A 22,716-nucleotide genomic window follows, 5' to 3' on the forward strand; every position below is an offset into this window, starting at 1 on the left:
GGTGAGGGACGAGCCGGCCGCGGAGCGAGTGAGGAGGGGAGCGCGACCATGAACGCTGACCCCCTGGTCGCCGACCATGTCCTGGAGTTCCCCGGCGGGTACACGCGGTCGGTCGGGCCGGTGATCGGCCGGTTCCTCACCGAGCTGCGCGACGGCCGCCTCGTCGGGGTCCGTACGGCGTCGGGCGGGGTGCTGTTCCCGCCGGCCGAGTACGACGCCGACGGCGAAGCGGTCACGGACGAGTACGTCGAGGTCGGGCCCGGCGGCACGGTGACGTCCTGGTCGTGGGTGCCGCGGCCGCGCGCGGTCCATCCGCTGGACCGGCCGTTCGCCTGGGCGCTGATCCGGCCCGACGGGGCCGACACCGCACTCCTGCACGCCCTCGACGTCGGGACGTTCGAACCGGGCGCCGACCCGCCGAAGACCCTGCGCACCGGCATGCGCGTACGGCCGAAGTTCCGCGCCGAGCGCACCGGCTCGATCCGGGACATCGAGTGCTTCCGGCCCGACGTCACGATGATCACGGTGCCGAGCCGGGCGGAGTACCGCCTGAACGCCGGCCGGGCGCTGACCAGGTTCCTCGACGGGGTGTCCGAGGGGCGCCTGCTCGGGCACCGCTGCGACGTCTGCGGCAAGGTCTACGTGCCGATGCGCGGGCTGTGCCCGGTCGACGGCGTGCCCACGACCGAGGAGGTGGAGGTCGCCGACACCGGCACGGTCACGACGTTCGCGGTGAACAACATCCCGGACCCGCGCGCCCCGCAGGTGCCGTTCGTCTCGGCGTACATCCTGCTCGACGGCTCCGACATCTCCCTGCTCGCGTTGGTCGCCGGCATCGACGCCGACCGGGTGCGGATGGGCATGCGCGTGAAAGCGGCCTGGAAGCCGCGCGGGGAGTGGGGCCGGACCATGGAGAACATCCGGTGGTTCGAACCCACCGGCGAGCCTGACGTCCCCTTCGACGCGATCAAGGACTATCTATGAGCAGGGACGTCGCGGTCGTCGCGTTCGCGCAGACGAAGCACACGGGCGAGGACGCCGGGCTGACCGAGGTCGAGCTGCTCGCCCCGGTCATCACCGAGATCAAGCAGGCCACCGGGCTGAACCGCTTCGGGTTCACCTGCTCCGGTTCGCTGGACTACCTCGCCGGGGCGCCGTTCTCGTTCGTGTCCGCGCTGGACACGGTCGGGGCCTGGCCGCCGATCTCCGAGAGCCACGTCGAGATGGACGGCGCGTGGGCGCTGTACGAGGCGTGGGTCCGGCTGCAGCACGGCGACGTCGACACCGCGCTGGTGTACGGCTTCGGCAAGTCATCGCAGGGGTCGCTGCGGGAGATCATGACGCTGCAGCTCGACCCGTACTACCTGGCGCCGCTCGGCCCCGACCAGGTGTCGCTCGCCGCGCTGCAGGCCCGCGCGTTCCTCGACGCCGGGCACAAGGAGGACGACCTGCGCGCCGTGGCCGCCCGATCCCGTGCGGCCGGGCGCGCCAACCCGTACGCCCTCGACCTGCCCGACCCGGCGGACGAGGGCTACGAGGTCGCGCCGCTGCGCCCGCACGACTGCGCGCCGATCACCGACGGCGCGGCGGCGGTCGTGCTGGCCGCCGGCGACCACGCCCGTGAGCTGAGCGAGCGCCCGGCCTGGATCCGCGGCATCGACCACCGGATCGAGGCGCACTCCCTCGGCGTCCGCGACCTGAGCCGGTCGGAGTCGGCGGCGCTGGCGGCCGGGAAGGCGGGCGCGCGGGGCGTCGAGGTGGCCGAGCTGCACGCGCAGTTCAGCCACGAGGAGCTCATCCTGCGGGAGGCGATCGGCCTGGCCGACGACGTCCGCGTCAACCCGTCCGGCGGCCCCCTGGCCGCCAACCCCGTCATGGCCACCGGCCTGATCCGCATCGGCGAGGCGGCGTCGTGGATCCACCGCGGCGAGGCCCGCCGCACGCTCGGGCACGCGGCCGCCGGGCCGTGCCTGCAGCACAACCTCGTCTGCGTCCTGGAGGCCTGAGGCATGGGAAACCCCTGCGCGGTGATCGGGGTCGGCCAGACCAAGTACCGCACCAAGCGCACCGACGTGTCCATCGCCGGTCTCGTACGCGAGGCGGCGCTGAGCGCCCTCGACGACGCCGGGCTCACCCTCAAGGACATCGACGCGGTCGTCATCGGCAAGGCGCCCGATCTGTTCGAGGGCGTCATGATGCCCGAGGCGTACCTCGCGGACGCGCTCGGCGCGCGCGGCAAGCCGATGATCCGCGTGCACACCGCCGGGTCGGTCGGCGGCTCCACCGCCCTCGTCGCGGCGAGCCTCGTCCAGGCCGGCGTGCACGACCGCGTCCTCGTCGTCGCCTGGGAGAAGCAGTCCGAGTCGAACGCGACCTGGGCGCTGTCCACGCACCCGCCGCTGTCCCCGACCATCGTCGTCGGCGCGGGCGGCTACTTCGCCCCGCACATCCGCGCGTACATGCGGCGCACCGGCGCGCCCGACCACATCGGCACGCTCGTCGCGGTCAAGGACCGGCAGAACGCCATGAAGAACCCCTACGCCCACCTGCGCATCCCCGGCATCTCCCGCGAGATGGTCGAGTCGACGCCCATGCTGTGGGAGCCGATCCGCTACCTGGAGACCTGCCCGTCCAGCGACGGCGCGGCCGCGATGGTGCTCGCCTCCGAGGACGCAGCTCGGCGGGCCCCGAACCCGCCCGCCTGGGTGCACGGCACCGCCATGCGCTCCGAGCCGATCTTCTTCGCGGGTCGCGACACCGTGAACCCGCAGGCGGGCAAGGACTGCGCCGCCGACGTGTACCGGCAGGCGGGCATCACCGACCCGCGCCGCGAACTGGATTGCGCCGAGGTCTACGTCCCCTTCTCCTGGTACGAGCCGATGTGGCTGGAGAACCTCGGCTTCTGCGGCGAGGGCGAGGGCTGGAAGCTCACCGAGAGCGGCGCGACCGCCCTCGACGGCGACATCCCCTGGAACGCCTCGGGCGGCGTCCTGTCGTCCAACCCGATCGGCGCGTCCGGGCTCATCCGCTTCGCCGAGGCGGCCCTGCAGGTCCGCGGGCTGGCCGGCGAGCACCAGGTCGAGGGCGCGCGCCGGGCCCTCGGCCACGCGTACGGCGGCGGCGCGCAGTTCTACGCGATGTGGGTCGTCGGCTCCGACCGACCCTGACACCCGGCGACCGGCCCTACGGAGGCCCGCGATGGAGTTCAACCACGCCGACCTGTTCGAGGGACTCGCGGAGGCGATCGGCGACCGCATCGCCGTCGTCGTCTTCGACTCGGCCGGTGGCACGGAGCGCCGGACGTACGCCGAGCTGAACGACGAGGCGGACCGGCTGGCGCACCACCTGCGGGCGGCGGGCGTCGAACCCGGCGGGCACGTCGGGATCCAGCTGTACAACGGCGTGGAGTACGTGGCGGCGCTGCTCGCCGCGCTGAAGATCCGCGCGGTGCCGGTCAACGTCAACTACCGGTACGTCGAGGCCGAACTGGCCTACCTCTACGACGACGCCGACCTGGTGGCGCTGGTGTACGACGCGGAGTTCGAGGACCGCGTCGAGACGGCGGCCGCCGGCGCCTCGTTACTGCGGCACCGGATCGTCGTCGGCGGGCGGTCCCCGCACGCCGTCTCCTACCCCGACGCCCTGGCGGAACGGCCCGCCGCCCGCGACCTCCCGGAGCGGTCCGGTCAGGACGTCTACATCATCTACACGGGCGGCACGACCGGCATGCCCAAGGGCGTCATGTGGCGGTGCGAGGACCTGTTCATGGCGTTCGGCGGCGGCAACCCGTACGGCGAGCCGCGCAGGACGCCCGACGAGGTCATCGAGGCCGCCAAGAGTTCCGGGCCGCTCGTCATGATGGCGGCCGCGCCGCTCATGCACGGCGCCGCGCAGATGGCCACGTTCATCGGCTGGTGGATGGGCGCGACGATCGTCTACACGCGCCGCTTCGACGCCGCGGAGGTGCTGGCCGCGATCGAGGCCGAGAAGGTCTTCACGGTCAACATCACCGGCGACGCGATGGCCCGGCCGCTCGCCGACGCCATCGCCACCGGCTCGTACGACCTGAGCTCCCTCGGCGTGCTCAGCTCCACCGGCGCGATCCTCTCGGGCTCCGTACGGGACCGGCTGCAGGAGCTGCTGCCGAACGTGATGATCCTCGACAACTTCGGGTCCTCGGAGTCGGGCTTCACCGCGTCGGGCGTCGAGGGCTCCTCCCCGGAGTCGGGCATGCGCTACCGGCCGAACAACGCGCGGCTGCGGGTGCTGGATGACGCGCTCAAGGAGGTCGAGCCGGGCTCCGGCGTCATCGGCCAGGTCGCCAAGAGCGGTCACATCGCCTTCGGCTACTACAACGACCAGGAGAAGACGGCGAAGACATTCGTCGAGGTGGAGGGCGTGCGCTGGCTCCTGACCGGCGACATCGCGACCGTGGAGGCGGACGGCACGATCGCGATCTTCGGCCGGGGCTCGCAGTGCATCAACACCGGCGGGGAGAAGGTCTACCCCGAGGAGATCGAAGCGGTGCTGAAACGCCACCCCGCCGTCTTCGACGCGCTGGTCACGGGCATCCCCGACGAGCGCTTCGGCAGCCGCGTCGCCGCCGTCGTCCAGCCGTACGGCGAGCCGCCGTCCGCCGCCGACCTCGACGCCCACTGCCGCGCCGTCCTGTCCGGCTACAAGGTCCCGCGCACGTACGCCTTCGTCCCGGAGATGCAACGCTCCCCGGCCGGCAAGGCCGACTACCGCTGGGCCAAACACATCGCCCAGCAGGCCGCAGACCGGACGTGAACCTCGGGCCGCACTCTGGGGGATGAGGATCGAGCCCGGGCCGCGCGAGGCCTCTGCTCGATGACGCCATCCCGCTCATTGGCCGCGTCGAGGCTCGGGTCTTTCCCGGCCGGGGATAGACTGAGGGCGATAGCTCTAAAAGAGAGCGTCTTCAGTCGGCCGAGAGTGAGGTTCGATGGCGTCGTCCGAGCGTGCGGAGCTCATCGCGGAGCTGAGTCACCAGGCTCGCGTGAGCACGATGTGGACGGTGCTGTTGCACAACGCCATCGCCAGCCGGTCCGGCATCAACGTCACCGACATGCAGTGCGTCAACCTGCTGCAGTTGCAGGGCCCGATGACGCCGGGTCAGCTCGCGGACGCCATGTTCCTCACCACCGGAGGAGCCATCACGGCCGTGATCGACCGGCTGGAGCGGGCCGGGATGGTGCGTCGCCGCCGGGACGAGAAGGACCGGCGCCGCGTCCTCGTCGAGGTGCTGGAGGACGGCCCGTTCACGGAGCTGGGTCGGCGGTTCATGCCGGTGGCCGAGCTGTACGAGAAGGTGCTGGCCGGCTACAGCGACGACGATCTTCGGGTCGTGCTCCGCTACCTCACCCGGAACAACGAGGTCTCACCGGAGGTCATCGAGCGGGTGAAACAACTCGGCTGACCGTCCACAGCCATGCCGTCCCACATCGGCCGACGATCCTGGCCTTCCGGCTCATGCTGGGGCGCGGCGGGCGGAGAGTTCCGCGGTCGTGAGGGTGACGCCTGGGGCTGCGATGACGACGTGGACGGTCTTGCCGCGCGCAGCCCTACGTACGATTGTGCTGATCGCCACTGTTCTCACGGTGATCTAGGTCCCCAATGCGAGCGAGGCAGGTTCTCATGTCCCACGCGAGTACCACCACCTTGACTTGGCGAAAGAGCGTCCGGAGCACTGACAAGGGTGCGTGCGTCGAGGTGGCGATCGTGCCATCAAGGCGCTCTTAGGCGGTGAGCGGCCTACGCTCTCGGAGAGCACCTCGTCGGCTGCTCTCGTCCCCTTCTCGCTAGACGAGGCGTCCTGTACCTCCAAGTGTCCAGGTCGCGGAGGAAAATGCCGAGCCGCGTTCCCGCGTCGCGGGGCGGCTGTCCGATGAGAGCTCCGGCTGGCGGCCCTGTCGGCATGACCGGCGGGCCGGCGTCCACGCCGGACGCCCGTAGGGCGTGCCGGATACGAATCTTCGCCGTCATGTGGCCGTTCTGAATGACGCCGACTATGTCGAGCACCTGAGCGCCGAGAGTTTCGGGTGTGGGAGCAACCAAAAGTCTCGGCAGTGAGCGACTGTAGAGCCCCACGGCGCGCAGCGGCGGAAGCCGGGCCCTGACACGAGCAAGGTCCAAGTCTGGGATCTTCCCCTGGCCTGGGCTTTCTCGGCCAGTCGGACTATAGAGGCCATGATTCCGACTCAAAGCCTTGAAGCACCCGCACGATATGGAAGTGCCGATCAGGTCGGGGAATGCCAGAGTCGCTGTCGTGAACCTGATGGACGTACTCGTCGGCTTCGCCCAAACCGGCCGGATCGGGTCGCTGCAGTGCGGCCTGTCCCTGGCCGAAGCCGAGCAGCTCCTCGGACCTGGACGCCCGCACCCTGCCATCCTCATGAAGGGGCCCGACATCGACGGCTACCCCTACTCGTGGGACGGTTTGAAGCTGGTCATCACCCAACGGGCCGTCAGCGGCATTTGGATCGACCTTTGGCCCGGCTCGACGGCGAAACTCCCGCCTCTCGTCCTGCCCGATTCCGAGTCATTCGAGGCCACCGTCCTTCGCGAGGACCTGATCAGAGCCCTGGACGAGGCAGGGTGCCATCACGAAGTCAATGGCACCCTCACCTTCGGTGAGCAGTCGAGCCTCACCACCCGACCCGCCGATGTGTGCGCGGTCTTCAGCCTTCCGGGCCGGGGCCAGCCCGTGCCTCATCGCGACCGGCATTACCTCGACGTCATTCACAAGCACGTGACTTGATGCTCTGGCCGGCAAGCGCACAGCGCTCTCGCCCGAGGCCACGCGGGAGGCGTCTTGTCGAGCGCATTTTGAGCAGTGCGCCCCCTCGCTGATTGAGATGATGTCGGAGTCCCGACAACAGGTGTTCCGGGGCACCCGAGGTCTGAAAGGACCGAACCGGCAGGAGTAAGAGGAAGCGCACGGGGCGGCTTCACGCGTGGCACTCGATCGGTGCCCTGAGTAGGCCCTGCCGGACCCGGTCCTGGCGGCGGTGCCGTGATCAGATCCGTACGGTGAGGGAGTGTTGCCTCATGGCGGCGCGGCGAGCGAAGCCGCCTTGATCGGGGGCGGGCATCGCCCGGTGGTCGGCGTCGACGACGGTCAGGCGCACGTATCGGGCGATGACCAGCAGCGCGGCCTCGCCGCACCGGCGCCCCGGGCCCGGACGCCTGGCGGTTGGACACTTCGTCGCCGCCATCCACCGGCTGAAAGCCCGGGGCTGCGGTTCCTCAGCCGGCGGGCTGGTCGAGGTCGGACAGGTCGAGTACGAAGCGGTAGCGGACGTCGCCGCGGCCGAGGCGGTCGAGTGCCTCCTGGACGCGTGCCGAGGGCAGTACCTCGACGTCGGCCGTGATGGCGTGGTCGGCGCAGAAGTCCAGCAGCTCGGCGGTGTGGCGGCGGCCTCCGGTGCCGGAGGAGGTCAGCTTCTTGCGGCCCTGGACCAGGTCGAGGACCCGGACCGGCTGCTCCAGGGGGTGGCCGAGCAGGGCGAGGGTGCCGTCCAGGGTCGCCATGCGCAGCAGCGGGGACAGGTCGTGCGCGAGGGGGATGGTGTCCAGGATGAGGTCGAACCTGCCGCGTGCCCGCTGAATCTGCTGGTCGTCGGTGGTCACCAGGGTGTCGGCCGCTCCGAGCTTGTGGGCGTCGCCGGCTTTGGCGGGGGTGCGGCTGAGGACGGTGACCTCGGCGCCGAGCGCGGCGGCCAGCTTCACCCCCAGGTGCCCCAGCCCGCCGAGGCCGGCCACGGCGACCCGGCTCCCGGACCCGATCCCGGCCGCGCGCAGGGGCTCCCAGACGCTGATCCCGGCGCACATCAGCGGGGCGGCGGCGGCCGGGTCGAGCCCGTCGGGCAAGGGGTAGGCGAACCGGTCGCGTACCACGTATTCACGGCTGTAGCCGCCCTTGGTCCTGGTGCCGTCGATGCGGTCGGTCCCGCCGTAGGTGGTGACGGGGCCCTCGTAGCAGAAGTTCTCCTGCCCGATCCGGCACATCGCGCAGACGCCGCACGAGTCGACGATGGTCCCGACGGCGACCCGGTCACCTGCCGAGAACGCGGTCACCGCGGCGCCGACGGCGGTGACCGTGCCGGTGAACTCGTGGCCGGGCACCAGAGCGCCCTCGCCGAGAAGGCCGCCGATCCGGTGCAGGTCGCTGTGGCACACGCCGCAGTAGTCGACGCGGACGGCGAGGTCGTCGTCGCGCACGTCTCGGCGCTCGATCCGGACACGCCGCAGCGTGGTCGTGCCCTCGGCGCTCATCCAGCCGGTGGTGGTACGCATGGATTCCTCCAAACAGACTATTCGGTCTGTTTCTACGGTAGGGCACGCTCGACCCAGAAGTAAACCAACTAGTCTGTCTGCTAGGCTGGGATCATGCCCGAGCTGCCGACCACCCCGAAGGGCGTCGCGACCAGGCGCCGGATTCTGGACGCGGCCGCCGAGGAGTTCGCGCAGTGGGGCATCGCCGGCGCAAGGATCGACCGCATCACCGCCGCCGCGCGCACCAACAAAGCGCAGGTCTACGGCTACTTCGGCAGCAAGGACGGCCTGTTCGACGCGGTGATCGCCGACCACGCCGACCGCCTCATGAGCGCCGTCGCCTTCGACGCCGACGACCTGCCCGGCTGGGCCGTGGGGATGTACGACGAGAACCTGCGCCATCCCGAGCTGGTCCGCCTCATGGCCTGGCTGCGGCTGGAACGACGCCCGGCGGGACGCCTCACCGAGACCCCCGACGACGAGCCGAAGATCACCGCCATCGCCGCCGCCCAGGCCGCCGGACGGCTCCGCCAGGGCGACCCCCTCGACCTGATCGCCCTGGTCATCGCCATGGCCTGTGCCTGGTCCCCGGCCAGCGGCTTCTACGCCGCCACCGCGGATGAGCCCGCCACCGACCACGACCGCCGCCGGGCCCTCCTACGCGAGTGCGTCGCCCGCGCCCTCGCTCCCTGACCGAACACCCGCCTACCGCGCAGGAAGGGCGGGCGACCACCGGCCGCGGGCGTACATGAGGGGCGGGGGCATCGCGAAGACGTCCCGTTCGGCGGAGTGCAGGGGCAGCCGACGGCCGGCGGCCTCGTCGCCCGGGCCGGCCGCTAGGTACTGGCGATGGCGGGCTCCGGACGGAACTCCGCGTCAGTGGTCTCGCGGAGCGCGTCGAGGAGGGCGGTGGTGGCCGGGGGCTCGGGCGGCTCGCCGTACGTGGCGGCGAGGACGTACCGGGTCGAGCCGGGCAGTGCGACGGTGTGGACGTCGGGGTTGCGGGCCGCCTGGAGCGTCAGCGCCGGCAGCGCCGTCACGCCCAGGCCGGCCGCGACGAGCGCCTGAACGGCGACGAAGTCGTCGGTGGTGAACGACACGCGGGGGCTGAACCCCGCCCGTTCGCACATCTCCAGCAGGTGCAGGCGGCAGCGGTCGCAACCGGCGATCCACTCGGCGTCGGCGTACGCCGCCAGGTCCGGCTCGGCGGCCTCGGCCGTCACCAGGTGGCTCGGCTCGTCCAGCAGCCGCCACGTGCGGATGTCGTCCTCCTCGGCGCCGGGGTCGTACCGGAAGATCACCGCGACGTCGACGTAGCCGGCGCGGAGCATGCGGACGGCCTCCGGCGGCTCGGCCTCGGTGAGGCTCACCCGGAGGCCGGGATGGCGCTCGGCCAGCAGTGACGCCGCCCGTGGCACGAACGTGCCGAGCGCCGAGGGGAAGGCGGCCAGCCGTACGCGGCCCTGGTCGAGCCCGACGTGCGCGGACAGCTCGGCCTCGGCCGCGTCGAGCCGGCCGAGGATCTCCGCGCCCCGCTCGGCGAGCGTCCGGCCCGCCTCGGTGAGGCGGATGCCCCGGCCGACGCGTTGCACCAGCTTGGTGCCGGTCTCGGTCTCCAGCCGCGCGAGGTGGTGACTGACCGACGGCTGGGAGTAGTGCAGCTCCTTCGCGGCGGCCGTCACCGAGCCCGTACGGGCCACCGCGACCAGCACCCGGAGCCGGGAAACGTCCAGCATGCGGCCAATATATCGACCTCGTCTATGGGAGCGGCCAGGCATTGGCATTGGACCAATGATTGCGTCTTCCGGCAGCCTGGAGGGGATTGAGGAGGTGGCCGAGATGACAGCCGTTCTTGAGACCATGCGCCCTGGCCTGGAGGATCTGGTGACGGGGGTGCGCGCGGCCGTGGACCGCCACGCCGACTGGCGGGAGACCGCGCGGCTCGTCGCGGCCGAGTTGCGGCGTCACATGCCCACGCCGGACGTGCTGACCGCCGAGGAGCGGCTGGGCGACCCCGACCGGTACGTCAGCCACACGCTGTACGTCGAGCCGGGCGGCACGTTCTCGCTGGTGGGGCTCGTGTGGCGACCCGGGCAGACGACGCCGATCCACGACCACGTCACGTGGTGCGTCTTCGGCGTGCTGCAGGGCGTGGAGCACGAGGAGCTCTACGTGCAGCGGGACGACCACCTGGTCCGCGTGGGGGTCAACGACAACCGCGTCGGCGAGGTCAGCGGCTTCGCGCCGCCGGGCGACATCCACCGCGTACGGAACTCCGGCGACGACATCGCGATCTCCCTGCACATCTACGGCACGGACATCTCCCGCGTCGAGTCCAGCGTGCGGCGCGTCTACGACCTGCCCGTACGGGACTGACCGGCTGCGCTCGCCGGACGTCTCATCGCCTGCGCGGGGCGATGGTGTAGCTGAACGAGATCACGAAGTCGATCGCGAGCACGAGTCCCCAGGGAACCATCACCGCCCACAGCTTCAGGGTGCGGTGGACGTCGCCGACCAGCACCGTGAAGACGCCCAGTACCGCCGCCCCCACGATGTAGGCGAGCAGGTGGCGAAGCCACTGGCCGCGTTCACGGGCGGCGTGGGCGCGCCCGGTCCTGGGCGCCTTCACGGGGGCGGGGCCGCCCGCGAAGCGATGGGCGAAGCGCCGGTCGGCCCAGCGGATCATCTGATGGCCGAAGGCGAGCGAGACGCCGATGTAGATCGCGGCCAGGCCGTGTGCGGGTGAGGCGGGCGCTCCGCGCCGAAGGTCGACGACGGAGGCCGCGAGCAGGACGAGGTCGACCATCGGAACGCCGACCAGCAGGACGTTGCCGAGCCTTCGGGCGTGAAGGAGATAGCGGGCCGCGAGCCCGGTCATCAGCAGCACCCAGAAGCCGATCTCGCATCCGACGATCAGAAAGATCACAGCGCCTCTTTATTTCGCACGACTGTATGAAAACATATTTAGCACGACTGTGTGATAATGACCATGTGCCGAAGATCGTGGACCACGAGGCGCGCCGGACGGAGCTCGCCGACGCCGTCGGCCGGGTCATCGCCAGGGACGGGGTGAACGAGGTCTCGATACGCTCGGTCGCCGCGGAGGCCGGCTGGTCGCCAGGTGCGCTGCGGCACTACTTCACCACCCGTGCCGAGCTGCTGGCCTTCGCCTGCGAGCAGGTGATACAGCGCGTCACCGACCGGATCACCGAGCTGCGACACACCGGCACCATCCAGCAGGCGGTCCGCGACACGCTGCTGGAGACCATGCCGGTCGACGCGCGGCGTCACACCGAGGCCACCGTCGCCTTCGCCTTCCTGGCGCTCGGTCTGAGCGATCCGCGCCTGGCCGAGGTTCAGCGGACCCACTTCAACGGCATGTACGGGCTCTGCCTTCAGCTCATCGAGAGCCTGGACACCGAGGGCCTCCTGACGCCCCGGGGCCCCTCGGCCGAGATCCTCGCCCGGCGCCTGCACGCCGTCGTCGACGGTCTGTCCATCCAGCGACTGGCCGGCCACCTGACGCCGGAGAGCATGATCACCCAGCTCGACGCCTATCTGGGCGAGATCATCCACGGCACCGATGCGACCCGCTGACTCACGGACGTCAGGGGAGCCGTACGACGTCGGTCCGCTCGGTGAACTCGTGCAGGACGTCCGGGAGCGGGGCCACGCCGAGCCCCGGGCCGGACGGCACGCTCATCAGGCCGTCCACCAGCCGGAACGGCTCGGTGAGGTCGCGCGTGTAGTACCGGTCCGACGCCGAGACGTCGCCCGGCAGCGTGCAGCCGGGCAGGGCCGCGAACGCCAGGTTGGCGGCCCGGCCCAGCCCGGTCTCCAGCATCCCGCCGCACCAGACCGGGACGCCGTGCGCCGCGCACAGGTCGTGGATCCGCCGGGCCTCCAGGTACCCGCCGACGCGGCCGGCCTTCACGTTGACGATCGAGCACGCGCCCAGGGTGATGGCGTCGGCGGCGGCTCGCGCCGAGACGATCGACTCGTCCAGGCAGATCGGGGTGGCCAGCGCCTGGGCGAGGCGGGCGTGGCCGAGCAGGTCGTCCTCGGGCAGCGGCTGCTCGATCAGCAGCAGGCCGAAGGGGTCCAGCGCCGCGAGGTGCCGCAGGTCCGCCCGGCGGTACGCGGCGTTGGCGTCCACCTGCAGGAGGATGTCGCCGAACCGCTCCCGTACCGCGCGCACCGGTTCGAGGTCCCAGCCCGGCTTGATCTTCAGCTTGATCCGCGCGTACCCCTGCTGGAGGTAGGCGGCCACGGCGTCGAGCAGTTCGGGGATGGAGTCCATGATCCCGACGGACACCCCGGCCGGCACTCGCGTCCGCGTCGCGCCCAGGTACGCCGCGTACGACATCCCCGACAGGCGCAGCTCGGCGTCCAGCACCGCCATCTCGACGGCGGCCTTCGCCATCGGGTGGCCGCGGACCGGTTCGAACACCGCGCCGAGCCCGCGGGCGGTGACGTCCGCGGGCAGCCGGGGGAGCAGGAAGTCACGGATCACCTGCTCGTCGCCGTTCACGTACTCGGCGGAGTAGAGGGGGTCCACGGCGGCGACGCACTCGCCCCAGCCCTCGACCTCGTCGCCGAAGACCCGGACGAGCAGGACCTCCCGGTCGATCTCCGTACCGAAGGACGTGCGGAACGGCGTGACCAGGGGCATGTGGATCCGCCGCAACTCCACTCCGGCGAGCTTCATCTCGGGCGCTCCAGGAGGTAATAACCGGCGCGGGTGAAACCGCTCACACGGTACCCCTCGGCGAGCGCGCCGCCGAGCGCCGCCCGCTGCGCCCGGCGCCACTCCCGGGCCGCGTCCGGGTCGCCCGCGCGCAGGGCGGTGACGTCGGCCGGCGTGCCGACCGCCAGGGTCGCGGCGCCCGCCGCGCCGTGCGTCTCCGGACGGTCGGTCGCGTCCGCGCGCAGCACGATCGGCGTGTCCGGCCCGGGTTCCGGCGGCGTCGCGGGCCGGCCCGCGATGGCCGCGGCGACCTCCGGGCTCTCGATCGGCCAGGTGAGGAGGAGGCGGTCGCTCGGATCGCCCATGTTCAGCTCGTCGGGCATGTCGCCGTAGAAGTCCTCGAGGTACGCGGTGGCGCGCGCCGCCAGCTTGACCAGGTTGAAGTACGCGTTGCGCCGGGTCAGCGGGTCGAAGGTCCAGCCGATCGTCGTGATGCCCCGGGCCAGCGCCCATTCGCGCTGGTGCACCTTGATCGCGTACCCGACGCCCCGGCCCGGGACGGCGACGCCGGTGATGTGGGAGTGCAGGCCGCCGTCCGCCGTCGGGAAGGCCGCGCAGGCACCGATCATCGTGTTCCCGTCGAACGCCCCGGCGACGTACCCGCCGATGTGCCGCGTCACCTGGAGCATCTCGTACGGCATCGGGTCGGTCGGCCGCCAGACCTCGGCGAGCAGCGAGGATGCGGCGAAGAGCTCCTTCGGAGTCGTCAGCTCGCGTACGTCCATAGTCCGATCGTGGCCCCGGACCGGCCGCCCGCGCGCACCGGGGTCACGGTCACGGCGGGAACGGGAAGGGATTTCCGGTCTTGGACGGGGAGGGGCTGCCGCTCCTGGACGGGGACGGGCTGCCCGTCTTCGAGGGGGACGAGCCGCCGGTCTTCTTCGTCTTGGCCTTGCGGCCCGCCGTGCCGGTGTCGCCGGCGGACTTCTTGCTCGTCCCCGGCGTCGGGGTCGGCTGCGGGGCGTCGCCCTGCGTGCTGGGCGGGGCGATCGAGAGGGGCAGCGGGATGAGGTTCTGGATGTAGACGTCGAACCACCGGCCGCTGGCGGTGATGTCGGTCAGCTCGTTGCCGAACGGCCCCATCGCCTCGAACGACTTCTCCAGGTTGCTCTGGTTGCGCAGCAGGATCTGCTCGACCTTCTGCAGGTTCTGCAGGGCCGGGTTGAGGGTGGCCTGGTTCTCGTGGATGGTCGCGGTGATCTGCTGGGACAGGGAGACCGTGCCGGTCAGCAGCTGGTCGATCACCGCCCGCCGGTCGTTGATCTCCTGGAGCAGCAGGCCGCCGTTCTGGACGAGGACGGCGAGGTCGCCACTGCGGGAGGCCAGCAGCGAGGTGACGTTGCTGGAGTGCTTCAGCAGCTCGTTCAGCTCGTCGTCGCGGGAGGACACCGCACGGGAGATCTTCTGCAGGCCCGCCAGCGTGCGCCGGACGTTGTCCGGCGAGCCCTCCATCGTCTGGGTCAGCGTGTTCATCGCCTTGGCCAGCTGCTTCGTGTCGATCTGGCCGAGCTGGGAGCTGGCGTCCTGGAGGGCGGGCACCACCTCGTACGGCGCCGTGGTGCGCGAGATCGGGATCTCCCGGCTCGTGGGCTGCTGCCCCGGGCCCTTGGGGTCGAGGGAGAGGAAGTGAGAGCCGAGCAGCGTCTTGATCTTGATCTGGGCCCGCGTCTGCGTCCCGAACCGCGCGCTGCTGGTGAACTTGACCTTCACGTGGTCGCCGTCGAGGTCCACGCTCTCGACCTTGCCGACCTTCACACCGGCGATCCGCACCTCTTCGCCGGGCTTCAGGCCGCCCGCCTCGCTGAACGCCGCGGAGTACGTCGTGCCACCGGCGAAGTGCTGCAGGTTGAAGGCCAGAAGTGTCGCCAGGCCGGCGGTCGCCAGGCCGGCGATGCCGATCGGCAGCGGATTACGCTCCCGGAATGGACGCATCAGCGCGGCACCTCGCGTCGAATCTCGGCGGACTGGGCGCGCGGTCAGGGTGGGACGCCGCCGTCCACGCGACACGCGTGCGACACGGAGTGAACCCTGGCGCGTCAGTGAAAGGTACTGACGCGTAGCGTGGCCGACAAGAACCCACTGTGCCCGATCCGCCGCCTACCTGCGCACAAAGCGGCATCCACGCAGGTCAGCAATGCCTTACTGGCAGCGGTGAGTGACGTAACTCACGTCACCCGCGTTCTTCACGTCCGGGCGATGATCGCCGAGCCGTGCCCGAACAGCCCCTGGTTGACCGCGATCCCGGCGCGGGCCCCCTCCACCTGCCGCGCTCCCGCCCGGCCGCGCAACTGCCAGGTCAGCTCGCAGACCTGGGCGATCGCCTGCGCGGGGATCGCCTCGCCGAAGCTCGCCAGGCCGCCGCTCGGGTTCACCGGGATCCGGCCCCCGAGCGCGGTCGCCCCGTCGCGCAGCAGCCCTTCCGCCTCGCCCGGCTTGCACAGGCCGATGTCCTCGTACCAGTCCAGCTCCAGCGCCGTGGACAGGTCGTAGACCTCGGCGAGCGACAGGTCCTCCGGTCCCAGTCCCGCCTCCTCGTACGCCGCCGCCGCGTTCGCCGACCGGAACGGCCGCTCGGGCGGGTCGACCGCGAGGCCCGAGTCGGTCGCGAAGTTCGGCAGTTCGAGCGCGGTGTTCGGGAAGGTCGGGGTGACGGTGGCGATCGCGCCGATCCGCACCGGGGTGCCGTGTCCGCGTCGACGCGCGTACTCGACGCTGGACAGCACGACGGCCGCGCCGCCGTCGCTGGTCGCGCAGATGTCCAGCAGCCGCAGCGGGTCGGCGACCACCGGCGACGCGGCCACGTCCGCCGCGGTGACCTCCGCGCGGTACCGCGCGTACGGGTTGTGCCGGCCGTGCCGGGCGTTCTTCACCTTCACGGCGGCGAAGTCGTCACGCGTCGCGCCGTACCGGGCCATGCGGCGCCGGGCGTACAGCGCGAAGTACACCGGGTTGGTCGCGCCGAGCAGCCGGAACCGCAGCCAGTCCGGGTCGTCGGGCCGGTCCCCGCCGACGGGCGCGAAGAAGCCCTTCGGCGCCGCGTCCGCGCCGACGACGAGGGCGACGTCCACCAGGCCCGCCAGGATCTGCGCCCGTGCCACGCTCATCGCCTGCGCGCCCGACGCGCACGCGGCGTAGCAGCTCGAGACGCGCGCCCCCGACCAGCCCAGCGCCTGGGCGAACGTCGCGCCCGCGACGAACCCCGGATAACCGTTCCGGATCGTGTCCGCGCCCGCGACGTACTGAACGTCGGTCCAGGCGAGCCCGGCGTCGTCCAGCGCGTCCCGCGCCGCCGCGAGGCCGTACTCGACGAAGCTCCGCCCCCACTTGCCCCACGGATGCATGCCCACGCCGAGGACGGCGACGTCTCTGCCGTTTCCGTGCTTCACAGCGGCCGCCACTTCCAGACGAGGTGGCCCGGGTCGAGCTCCTCGACGATGAGTTCGGCCTCCATCCCGACGGCCAGGTCCTCGACGCTCACGCCGCGCGCCACCTGGCCGAGGACGATGATCCGCTCGGCCGCCAGCTCGACGGCGGCGACGGCGTACGGCTCGAAGTCCTCGCCCGAGACGTACGGCGGCGGAGGACGGTAGCGCGCGTCGGCGTACGACCAGATCCGGCCCCGGTCCGACAGCGGCGTGGTGACCAGGTCGCCGCCGTCGCAGGCCGGGTTGCGGCAGGTCAGCGTCTGGGGCGGGAAGTACACGGTGCCGCAGGCGGTGCAGCGGGTGCCGGTCAGACGGGGAGGGTCGACGGTGAACCAGCCGTCGACCACGGGCTCGGGTGCGGGCTGCGCCACCGGCGACCTCCTATTTGACCAAGCGACCGCTCAAATCTATAACGTGTTCTAGTCGCAGGGAAGGGGCCGCCGGTCGGGAGGTGCACGTCCCCCCGGATCCGGTCAGGCGGCGGGCGGCGCGGCCGGCCGGGAGGCGGGTTCGGTCAGGCGGATCGCGGCGAGGGCGGCGATCGCGAGCAGGACCAGGGCGTAGCCGACCGTGGCGGGCCAGCGGCCGTGCTCGTACGCCAGGCCGCCCGCCGATCCGCCGAGGCTGCTGCCCGCGTAGTAGGCGAACAGGTACAGCGCCGAGGCCTGCGCCTTGCCGCCGACGGCGCGCCGCCCGACCCAGCCGCTGGCGACCGAGTGCGCGGCGAAGAACCCCGCCGTGAACACCAGCAGTCCGGCGCCCATCACCGGCAGCGTGTCCGGCAGCGTCGCCAGCAGCCCCACGGCCGTCAGGGCGAACGCGCCGTACACGACCGGGCGGCGCCCGATCCGGTCGGCCAGCGACCCCGCCGCCGGAGAGCTGAACGTGCCCGCCAGGTACATCAGGAACACGAGGCCGGTCAGCCACTGCGGCAGCCCGAACGGGGCGGCCAGGAGCCGGTAGCCCAGGTAGTTGTAGACGGTGACGAACCCCGCCATCAGCACCAGCCCGATCAGGTACAGCCGCCGCAGACCGGGGTCGCGGAGGTGGCGGAGCAGGACCCCCTGCCCGGTCCGTGCGGGACGGAAACAGCGCGACGGGGGGAGCAGGGCCCAGAAGGCGAGCGTGAGCAGCAGCGCGCCGGCCGCGGTGACGCCGAGCGCCCACCGCCAGCCCGCCAGGTCGGTGACGAAGCCGGGGATGAGCCGCCCGAGCAGGCCGCCGATCGTGTTCCCGGCGATGTACCGGCCCATCGCGCCGCCCAGCGCCTCGGGATGCACCTCGTCGGCGAGGTAGGCCATCGCCACGGCCGGTACTCCGGCGAGCGCGATCCCCTGCGCCGCGCGGATCAGGCAGAGCACGGGGAACGACGGGCTGAGCGGCAGCAGCAGGCCGAGGAGCGCCGCCGCGACGGACGACACCAGCATGACCCGCGTACGGCCGAGGCGTTCCGACAGCGAGCTCACCGGGATCACCGCGAGCGCGAGGGCTCCGGTCGACAGCGAGACGAGCAGGCTGGAGGCCGTCGGGGAGACGCCGAAGACCCGCGAGAGCACCGGCAGCAGCGCCTGGGGCGAGTACAGCGACATGAAGGTCGTCAGGCCCGCCGCGAACAGCGCGAGGTTCACCCGGCGCAGGCCGCGCGAGCCGCGCCGATGGCGTAGGTCCAGGTCGGGGGGAGAGGTGACGAGCACCGTTCCAGGCTGCGCCGTACCCGACCGATGCGTCCAATGAACGATCCGGCGGAGACCTATGCTGATGAGTCATGGACCTGCAGACGGTGCGCTGGTTCCTTGCGCTCGCCGAGGACGGGCACGTCACCCAGACCGCGGCCGAGCTGCGGATCTCCCAGCCCGGCCTGTCCCGCGCCGTCGCCCGTCTCGAACGCGAACTCGGCGTGCGGCTGTTCGACCGGGAAGGCCGGACGCTCCGGCTCAGCGCGTACGGCGCGATCTTCCGCCGGCACGCCGAACGCCTGGTCGCCGAGGAACGGGCGGCGCGCCACGCCCTCGCCCAGGCCGCCGACCCCGAGCGGGGCGAGGTCGGCCTGGCGTTCCTGCACACCCAGGGCACCGCGCTGGTCCCGGAGCTGCTCCGCGACTACCGGCGCGAGCACCCGCGTGTGACGTTCCGGCTGAGCCAGGGCAGCAGCGAGCACATCGCGGCCGCCGTCACCGAGGGCCGCGCGGACCTGGCGATCACCAGCCCGCGCCCGGCGGACCTCGCCTGGCACCCGCTCACGACCGAACGCCTCCGCCTCGCCGTTCCCGCCGGGCACCGGCTCGCGAGGCGCAGCCGCGTACGCCCGTCCGACGCCGCCGGCGAGCCGTTCATCCTCATGCGGGCCGGGTACGGGCTGCGCTCCATCACCGACGCGCTCTTCCGCGAGGAGGGCGTCCGGCCCGACATCGCGTTCGAGGGCGAGGAGGCCGCCACGCTCCGCGGGCTGGTCGCCGCCGGGCTCGGCGTCGCCATCGTCCCCCCCGGCGAGCCGGTCCCCGGCGTGGCCGAGGTCGTCCTCGCGGGGGCCCGGCGGACGATCGGCCTGGCCTGGGTGGACGGCCGGACCCGCCCGCCCGTCGTCGAGGACTTCCGCCGCTTCGTCATCTCCCGCGCGGCGACCTGACCCGCTCAGGCGCGCACGGAGGAGACCATCCGGCGCATCAGGCGTGGGCGGCGGAGGCCGTCAGCCGCATCAGGCGCGGACGGAGGAGACCATCCGGCGCAGTCCGGCGAGCCAGCGGTCGCGGTCGGCGGCCTTGCGGCGCTCGAACTCGGCCACCTCGGGGTGGGGCAGGATGAGGAACCTCTCGGCGGCGAGCCCCGCGACGGCCACATCGGCGACGTCGTCGGGTTCGAGGACGGCGCCCGCCGCGGCCACGACCTGGCCCGCCACGCCCTCCAGGGCCTCACGGAGCAGCGGGGTGCGCACGCCCTGCGGGCACAGCGCGCTCACCTTGACGCCCTGGTCGCCGTACGTCAGCGCGAGCCACTCGGCGAAGGCCACCGCCGCGTGCTTCGTCACCGCGTACGGGGCGTCCCCGGGCTGGGTGAGCAGGCCCGCGGCCGAGCACGTGTTCAGGAAGTAGCCCTCGCCGCGTTCGAGCATCCCGGGCAGCGCGGCCCGCGCCGCGTACACGTGGGCCTGGACGTTGACCGCCCAGACGGCCGCCCACTGCTCCGGCGTGGCCTCCAGCCCGGCGCCGGTGCCGATGCCCGCGTTCGAGCACACCAGGTCGATCGGGCCGGCCTCGCCGGCGCGGTCGATCATCGCCCGCACCTGCCCCTCGTCGCCGACGTCGACGCGGAACGCGAGAGTACGGCACTCCAGCCCGGCGGCGACCCGCTCCACGGCGTCCCCGTCGAGGTCGGCCAGGCAGAGCGCGGCCGCGCCCTCGGCGGCGAACCGGCGGGCCAGCGCGGCTCCGATTCCGCTCCCGGCTCCGGTGATCACGATGTTCTTCCCGGCGATCTGCATGGCAGGAACGTAACATCCGAGACTAGGCTGAACCCGATTCGGTTGTCAGAAAGATCCGGGTGTCGGGACGAAAGGCGAATCTGATGGGACTCGAGACCGGGCTGGCGGGGAAGACCGCCCTGATCACCGGCGCGTCGCGCGGCATCGGACGCGCCACGGCCGAGGCGCTGGCCGCGGAGGGCTGCAACGTCGTCCTGTCCTCGCGCAAGCAGGACGCCCTCGACGAGGTCGCGCAGGCCATCCGGACCGCGTACCCGCAGGTCGGCGTGCTGCCGAAGGCCGCCCACGTCGGCGACGAGGACGCCGCGCGGGCCTGCGTCGAGGCCGCCGTCGCCGAGTTCGGCGGCGTCGACGTCCTCGTGAACAACGCGGGCACCAGCCCGTACTTCGGCCCGATGGTGGACATCGACGCCGCGCGAGCCGACAAGACCGTGCAGGTCAACCAGTTCGCCGTCGTGCTGTGGACCCAGCTCGCCTGGAAGCTGTCCATGCAGGCGCGCGGTGGGGCGATCGTCAACATCTCCTCTGTCGGCGGCATGGTGACCGAGCACGGCATCGGCTACTACAACGCCACGAAGGCCGCCGTCATCCACCTCACCCGGCAGTTCGCGATCGAGCTGGCGCCCTCGGTGCGCGTCAACGCCGTCGCCCCCGGACTCGTCAAGACCCAGCTCGCCCGGGCGCTGTGGGAGAACAACGAGGAGCAGATCGCCAAGTACATGCCGCTCGGCCGCCTCGGCGAACCCGAGGACATCGCCAAGGCGGTCGTCTTCCTCGCCGGGGACACGGCGAGCTGGCTGACCGGGCAGACCCTCGTCGTCGACGGCGGCTCGACCGTCCGTCCGTCCATCGCCTGAGGAGGATCCGCATGTCCCGATGGGGAATCACCATCCCGCTCATGGGCCTGCCCCTGGCCGAGCACCGCAAGGTCGTGGAGAGCCTGGCCGGCCTCGGATACACCGACGCGTGGTCGGCGGAGAGCAACGGGGTGGACGGCTTCACACCGCTGGCGCTCGCCTCGCAGTGGGCCCCCGACCTGCGGCTCGGACCGGCGATCGTGCCCGTCTACACCCGCGGTCCCGCCCTGCTCGCCCAGCAGGCCGCCACCCTCGCCGACCTGGCCCCCGGCCGGTTCGTGCTCGGCCTCGGCACGTCCTCGCAGGTCATTGTTGAACGCTGGAACGGCATCCCCTTCACCGAGCCGTACCAGCGGGTCCGGGACACGCTGAGGTTCCTGCGCCGGGCGCTGGCGGGGGAGAAGGTCACCGACGAGGCGCTCGGCGTGTCCGGCTTCCGGCTGGACAACCCGCCGAAGACACCGCCGCCGATCGTGCTCGCCGCGCTCCGGCCCGGCATGCTCCGGCTCGCCGCCCGCGAGGCCGACGGGGCGATCACCAACTGGCTGGCGCCGGAGGACGTCCGCACGGTACGGAGCGTGTTCGGTACGGAGAAGGAGCTGATCGCGCGGATCTTCGTCTGCCCGACGTCGAACGCCGACGAGGCGCGGACGCTCGGCCGCCGGCTGATCGCGGCGTACCTCACCGTGCCCGTCTACGCGGCCTTCCACGAGTGGCTCGGCCGCGGTGCGCGGCTCGCCGCGATGAACGAGGCATGGGCCGCCGGAGACCGCCGGGCCGCCCTGGACGCGATCCCGGACGACGTCGTCGACGAGCTCGTCGTCCACGGCTCCCCGGACGCGTGCCGGGCACGCGTCCGCGATTACGTCGAGGCCGGTCTGGACACTCCGATCCTCGCCGTCCTGCCGAACAGCGAGCTCTCGATTCCGGACGCCGTGCCCGCTCTCGCTCCCTGATTTCCGGCCAATCGCCGGATCCCGGATGTTTGCCGACATGGAGCGTCGGGCATGGCAGGGCGCATGCACGGGGCCCGTGCGCCGTGCTGACCTGCAATCCAGACCGAAGGAGCTGTCGACAGTGCTGACGCTGACCGATTCGGCGGTCCAGGTGATCCGTACCGTCACCAGCCAGCCCGAGCTTTCGCCGCAGACCGGCCTGCGGATCGCCACCCAGGGCCAGACGGAGGAGACGGGCACGCTCTCCCTCGCGGTGGCCGAGGGGCCGCAGGCCGGCGACGAGATCGTCGAGGAGCATGGCGCCCGTGTCTACCTGGAACCGGACGCGGCGACGATCCTGGACGAGATGACCCTGGACGCGAGTGTCGACGAGAACGGGGACGTCACCTTCCGCCTAGCCGAACAGACCTGACCGAGTGAACCGACCGGCCCCGGGCCCGCACCGACGAGCCCGGGGCCTTCGGTGTCCTCAGGCCGCCAAGCGGTCCAGGATCAGATCCAGCTTGGCGTCCATACCGCCGAGCCGGTCGTCGACGGCGGTGAGCCGGGTCTCGACCCGGGTGAGCCGCTCCTTGACGTCCGCCATCTCGGTCTCGAGCCCGTCCAGCCGCGACTCGACCCGTTCCAGCCGGGACTCGACCCGTTCCAGCCGGGACTCGACCCGCTCCAGCCGGGACTCGACCCGCTCCAGCCGGGACTCGATGGCGGTGAAGCGCTCTTCGTGGCGGGCGAGCGTCTCCTTGATCGAGGCGATCTCCCCGTAGATCAGGTTGAGCAGCTCAGGCACGCCACCGACCTTACGGTCGGCGGCCACCGCGACCTCCGCCCACCCGTGGGTCGCCATGCGGAGGATCTGTACGTCTTTCTCGAGCGCGCTGACCCGCTCTTCGAGGCTCGACACGAGCATGACCGTAGCACCTTCCCCTCGGCCCGTCCTGACGATGGGCGACGGAGT

At 71.8% G+C, this 22,716-nt stretch carries 26 protein-coding genes; 14 read left to right on the top strand and 12 right to left on the bottom strand.

Annotated elements, in window-relative coordinates:
• Window positions 1-48: 48 nt before the first annotated feature.
• The 7 genes from NE234_RS30510 to NE234_RS30535 all read left to right on the top strand — a co-directional run bounded on the left by NE234_RS30510 (window position 49) and on the right by NE234_RS30535 (window position 6,781).
• A complete protein-coding gene (locus NE234_RS30510) occupies window positions 49-984 on the top strand; it encodes a Zn-ribbon domain-containing OB-fold protein (protein WP_252784256.1) in 936 nt (311 codons plus the stop codon).
• A complete protein-coding gene (locus NE234_RS30515) occupies window positions 981-2,006 on the top strand; it encodes a thiolase domain-containing protein (RefSeq protein ID WP_252784258.1) in 1,026 nt (341 codons plus the stop codon). Before NE234_RS30510 ends, NE234_RS30515 begins: the two co-directional genes overlap by 4 nt.
• A gap of 3 nt (window positions 2,007-2,009) precedes the next feature.
• On the top strand, window positions 2,010-3,167 hold the full coding sequence (locus NE234_RS30520; protein ID WP_252784260.1) for a thiolase domain-containing protein: 1,158 nt from the start codon (window positions 2,010-2,012) through the stop codon (window positions 3,165-3,167).
• Window positions 3,168-3,198: 31 nt separating this feature from the next.
• Window positions 3,199-4,791, top strand: coding sequence for an acyl-CoA synthetase (locus NE234_RS30525; protein WP_252784262.1), 1,593 nt, complete (start codon window positions 3,199-3,201; stop codon window positions 4,789-4,791).
• 175 nt (window positions 4,792-4,966) lie between these two features.
• Window positions 4,967-5,440, top strand: a complete 474-nt coding sequence (locus NE234_RS30530; protein WP_252784264.1) for a MarR family winged helix-turn-helix transcriptional regulator — start codon at window positions 4,967-4,969, stop codon at window positions 5,438-5,440.
• Window positions 5,441-5,658: 218 nt separating this feature from the next.
• Entirely contained in the window at window positions 5,659-5,763 is a 105-nt protein-coding gene (locus NE234_RS46115; protein ID WP_406567092.1) for a DUF397 domain-containing protein, read from the top strand.
• Window positions 5,764-6,289: 526 nt separating this feature from the next.
• A complete protein-coding gene (locus tag NE234_RS30535; protein ID WP_252784265.1) occupies window positions 6,290-6,781 on the top strand; it encodes a hypothetical protein in 492 nt (163 codons plus the stop codon).
• 259 nt (window positions 6,782-7,040) lie between these two features.
• Here NE234_RS30535 and NE234_RS30540 read toward each other — a convergent pair whose 3' ends face one another.
• Both NE234_RS30540 and NE234_RS30545 read right to left on the bottom strand, forming a co-directional pair.
• Complete coding sequence (locus tag NE234_RS30540; protein ID WP_252784266.1) at window positions 7,041-7,238, bottom strand: hypothetical protein; 198 nt, start codon at window positions 7,236-7,238, stop codon at window positions 7,041-7,043.
• Between the two features lie 31 nt (window positions 7,239-7,269).
• Window positions 7,270-8,319 (bottom strand): NAD(P)-dependent alcohol dehydrogenase, encoded by a 1,050-nt coding sequence (locus NE234_RS30545; RefSeq protein WP_252784268.1) that lies wholly within the window; start codon window positions 8,317-8,319, stop codon window positions 7,270-7,272.
• A gap of 93 nt (window positions 8,320-8,412) precedes the next feature.
• Here NE234_RS30545 and NE234_RS30550 point away from each other — a divergent pair, with 93 nt between their 5' ends.
• A complete protein-coding gene (locus NE234_RS30550) occupies window positions 8,413-8,991 on the top strand; it encodes a TetR family transcriptional regulator (RefSeq protein ID WP_252784269.1) in 579 nt (192 codons plus the stop codon).
• 143 nt (window positions 8,992-9,134) lie between these two features.
• Here the strand turns inward: NE234_RS30550 and NE234_RS30555 are convergent, their stop codons facing one another.
• A complete protein-coding gene (locus tag NE234_RS30555) occupies window positions 9,135-10,034 on the bottom strand; it encodes a LysR family transcriptional regulator (RefSeq protein ID WP_252784271.1) in 900 nt (299 codons plus the stop codon).
• Window positions 10,035-10,137: 103 nt separating this feature from the next.
• Here NE234_RS30555 and NE234_RS30560 point away from each other — a divergent pair, with 103 nt between their 5' ends.
• On the top strand, window positions 10,138-10,674 hold the full coding sequence (locus NE234_RS30560) for a cysteine dioxygenase family protein (RefSeq protein ID WP_252784272.1): 537 nt from the start codon (window positions 10,138-10,140) through the stop codon (window positions 10,672-10,674).
• A 22-nt stretch (window positions 10,675-10,696) separates the two neighbouring features.
• Here NE234_RS30560 and NE234_RS30565 read toward each other — a convergent pair whose 3' ends face one another.
• Window positions 10,697-11,224: a hypothetical protein gene (locus NE234_RS30565; RefSeq protein ID WP_252784274.1), complete on the bottom strand. Its 528-nt coding sequence runs from the start codon at window positions 11,222-11,224 to the stop codon at window positions 10,697-10,699.
• Between the two features lie 65 nt (window positions 11,225-11,289).
• On the opposite strand from NE234_RS30565, the gene NE234_RS30570 reads away from it, so the two are divergent.
• Window positions 11,290-11,895 (top strand): TetR/AcrR family transcriptional regulator, encoded by a 606-nt coding sequence (locus NE234_RS30570; protein ID WP_252784275.1) that lies wholly within the window; start codon window positions 11,290-11,292, stop codon window positions 11,893-11,895.
• Window positions 11,896-11,905: 10 nt separating this feature from the next.
• Here the strand turns inward: NE234_RS30570 and menC are convergent, their stop codons facing one another.
• The 6 genes from menC to NE234_RS30600 form a co-directional block, all read right to left on the bottom strand.
• Window positions 11,906-13,006 carry an o-succinylbenzoate synthase gene (gene menC / locus NE234_RS30575; RefSeq protein ID WP_252784276.1) on the bottom strand — a complete coding sequence of 367 codons (1,101 nt, stop codon included), beginning with the start codon at window positions 13,004-13,006 and terminating at the stop codon, window positions 11,906-11,908.
• Window positions 13,003-13,770, bottom strand: coding sequence for a GNAT family N-acetyltransferase (locus NE234_RS30580; protein WP_252784277.1), 768 nt, complete (start codon window positions 13,768-13,770; stop codon window positions 13,003-13,005). Before NE234_RS30580 ends, menC begins: the two co-directional genes overlap by 4 nt.
• A 49-nt stretch (window positions 13,771-13,819) precedes the next feature.
• Window positions 13,820-14,977 (bottom strand): MCE family protein, encoded by a 1,158-nt coding sequence (locus tag NE234_RS30585; RefSeq protein WP_252784278.1) that lies wholly within the window; start codon window positions 14,975-14,977, stop codon window positions 13,820-13,822.
• Window positions 14,978-15,228: 251 nt separating this feature from the next.
• Window positions 15,229-16,386 carry a lipid-transfer protein gene (locus NE234_RS30590; protein WP_252784495.1) on the bottom strand — a complete coding sequence of 386 codons (1,158 nt, stop codon included), beginning with the start codon at window positions 16,384-16,386 and terminating at the stop codon, window positions 15,229-15,231.
• A 41-nt stretch (window positions 16,387-16,427) separates the two neighbouring features.
• On the bottom strand, window positions 16,428-16,841 hold the full coding sequence (locus NE234_RS30595) for a Zn-ribbon domain-containing OB-fold protein (RefSeq protein WP_252784279.1): 414 nt from the start codon (window positions 16,839-16,841) through the stop codon (window positions 16,428-16,430).
• 102 nt (window positions 16,842-16,943) lie between these two features.
• The gene (locus tag NE234_RS30600; RefSeq protein WP_252784281.1) at window positions 16,944-18,164 is read right to left on the bottom strand and encodes an MFS transporter; all 1,221 of its coding nucleotides are present in this window, start codon (window positions 18,162-18,164) and stop codon (window positions 16,944-16,946) included.
• A 71-nt stretch (window positions 18,165-18,235) separates the two neighbouring features.
• Between NE234_RS30600 and NE234_RS30605 the strand changes: the two genes are divergently transcribed.
• Window positions 18,236-19,096 (top strand): LysR family transcriptional regulator, encoded by an 861-nt coding sequence (locus NE234_RS30605; protein WP_252784284.1) that lies wholly within the window; start codon window positions 18,236-18,238, stop codon window positions 19,094-19,096.
• A 69-nt stretch (window positions 19,097-19,165) separates the two neighbouring features.
• Here the strand turns inward: NE234_RS30605 and NE234_RS30610 are convergent, their stop codons facing one another.
• Entirely contained in the window at window positions 19,166-19,948 is a 783-nt protein-coding gene (locus NE234_RS30610; RefSeq protein WP_252784286.1) for an SDR family oxidoreductase, read from the bottom strand.
• A gap of 83 nt (window positions 19,949-20,031) precedes the next feature.
• Here NE234_RS30610 and NE234_RS30615 point away from each other — a divergent pair, with 83 nt between their 5' ends.
• Genes NE234_RS30615 through NE234_RS30625 form a run of 3 tightly spaced genes read left to right on the top strand, consistent with a single transcriptional unit; the run spans window position 20,032 to window position 22,173 of the window.
• Window positions 20,032-20,805, top strand: a complete 774-nt coding sequence (locus NE234_RS30615) for an SDR family oxidoreductase (protein WP_252784287.1) — start codon at window positions 20,032-20,034, stop codon at window positions 20,803-20,805.
• Between the two features lie 11 nt (window positions 20,806-20,816).
• A complete protein-coding gene (locus NE234_RS30620) occupies window positions 20,817-21,761 on the top strand; it encodes an LLM class F420-dependent oxidoreductase (protein WP_252784288.1) in 945 nt (314 codons plus the stop codon).
• Between the two features lie 25 nt (window positions 21,762-21,786).
• Entirely contained in the window at window positions 21,787-22,173 is a 387-nt protein-coding gene (locus tag NE234_RS30625; protein WP_252784289.1) for an iron-sulfur cluster assembly accessory protein, read from the top strand.
• A 57-nt stretch (window positions 22,174-22,230) separates the two neighbouring features.
• On the opposite strand, the gene NE234_RS30630 is transcribed toward NE234_RS30625, so the two are convergent.
• Complete coding sequence (locus NE234_RS30630) at window positions 22,231-22,668, bottom strand: hypothetical protein (RefSeq protein ID WP_252784290.1); 438 nt, start codon at window positions 22,666-22,668, stop codon at window positions 22,231-22,233.
• Between the last annotated feature and the right edge of the window lie 48 nt (window positions 22,669-22,716).

This window comes from Actinoallomurus rhizosphaericola, from assembly GCF_024055675.1.
Taxonomy (GTDB): Bacteria; Actinomycetota; Actinomycetes; order Streptosporangiales; family Streptosporangiaceae; genus Actinoallomurus; species Actinoallomurus soli.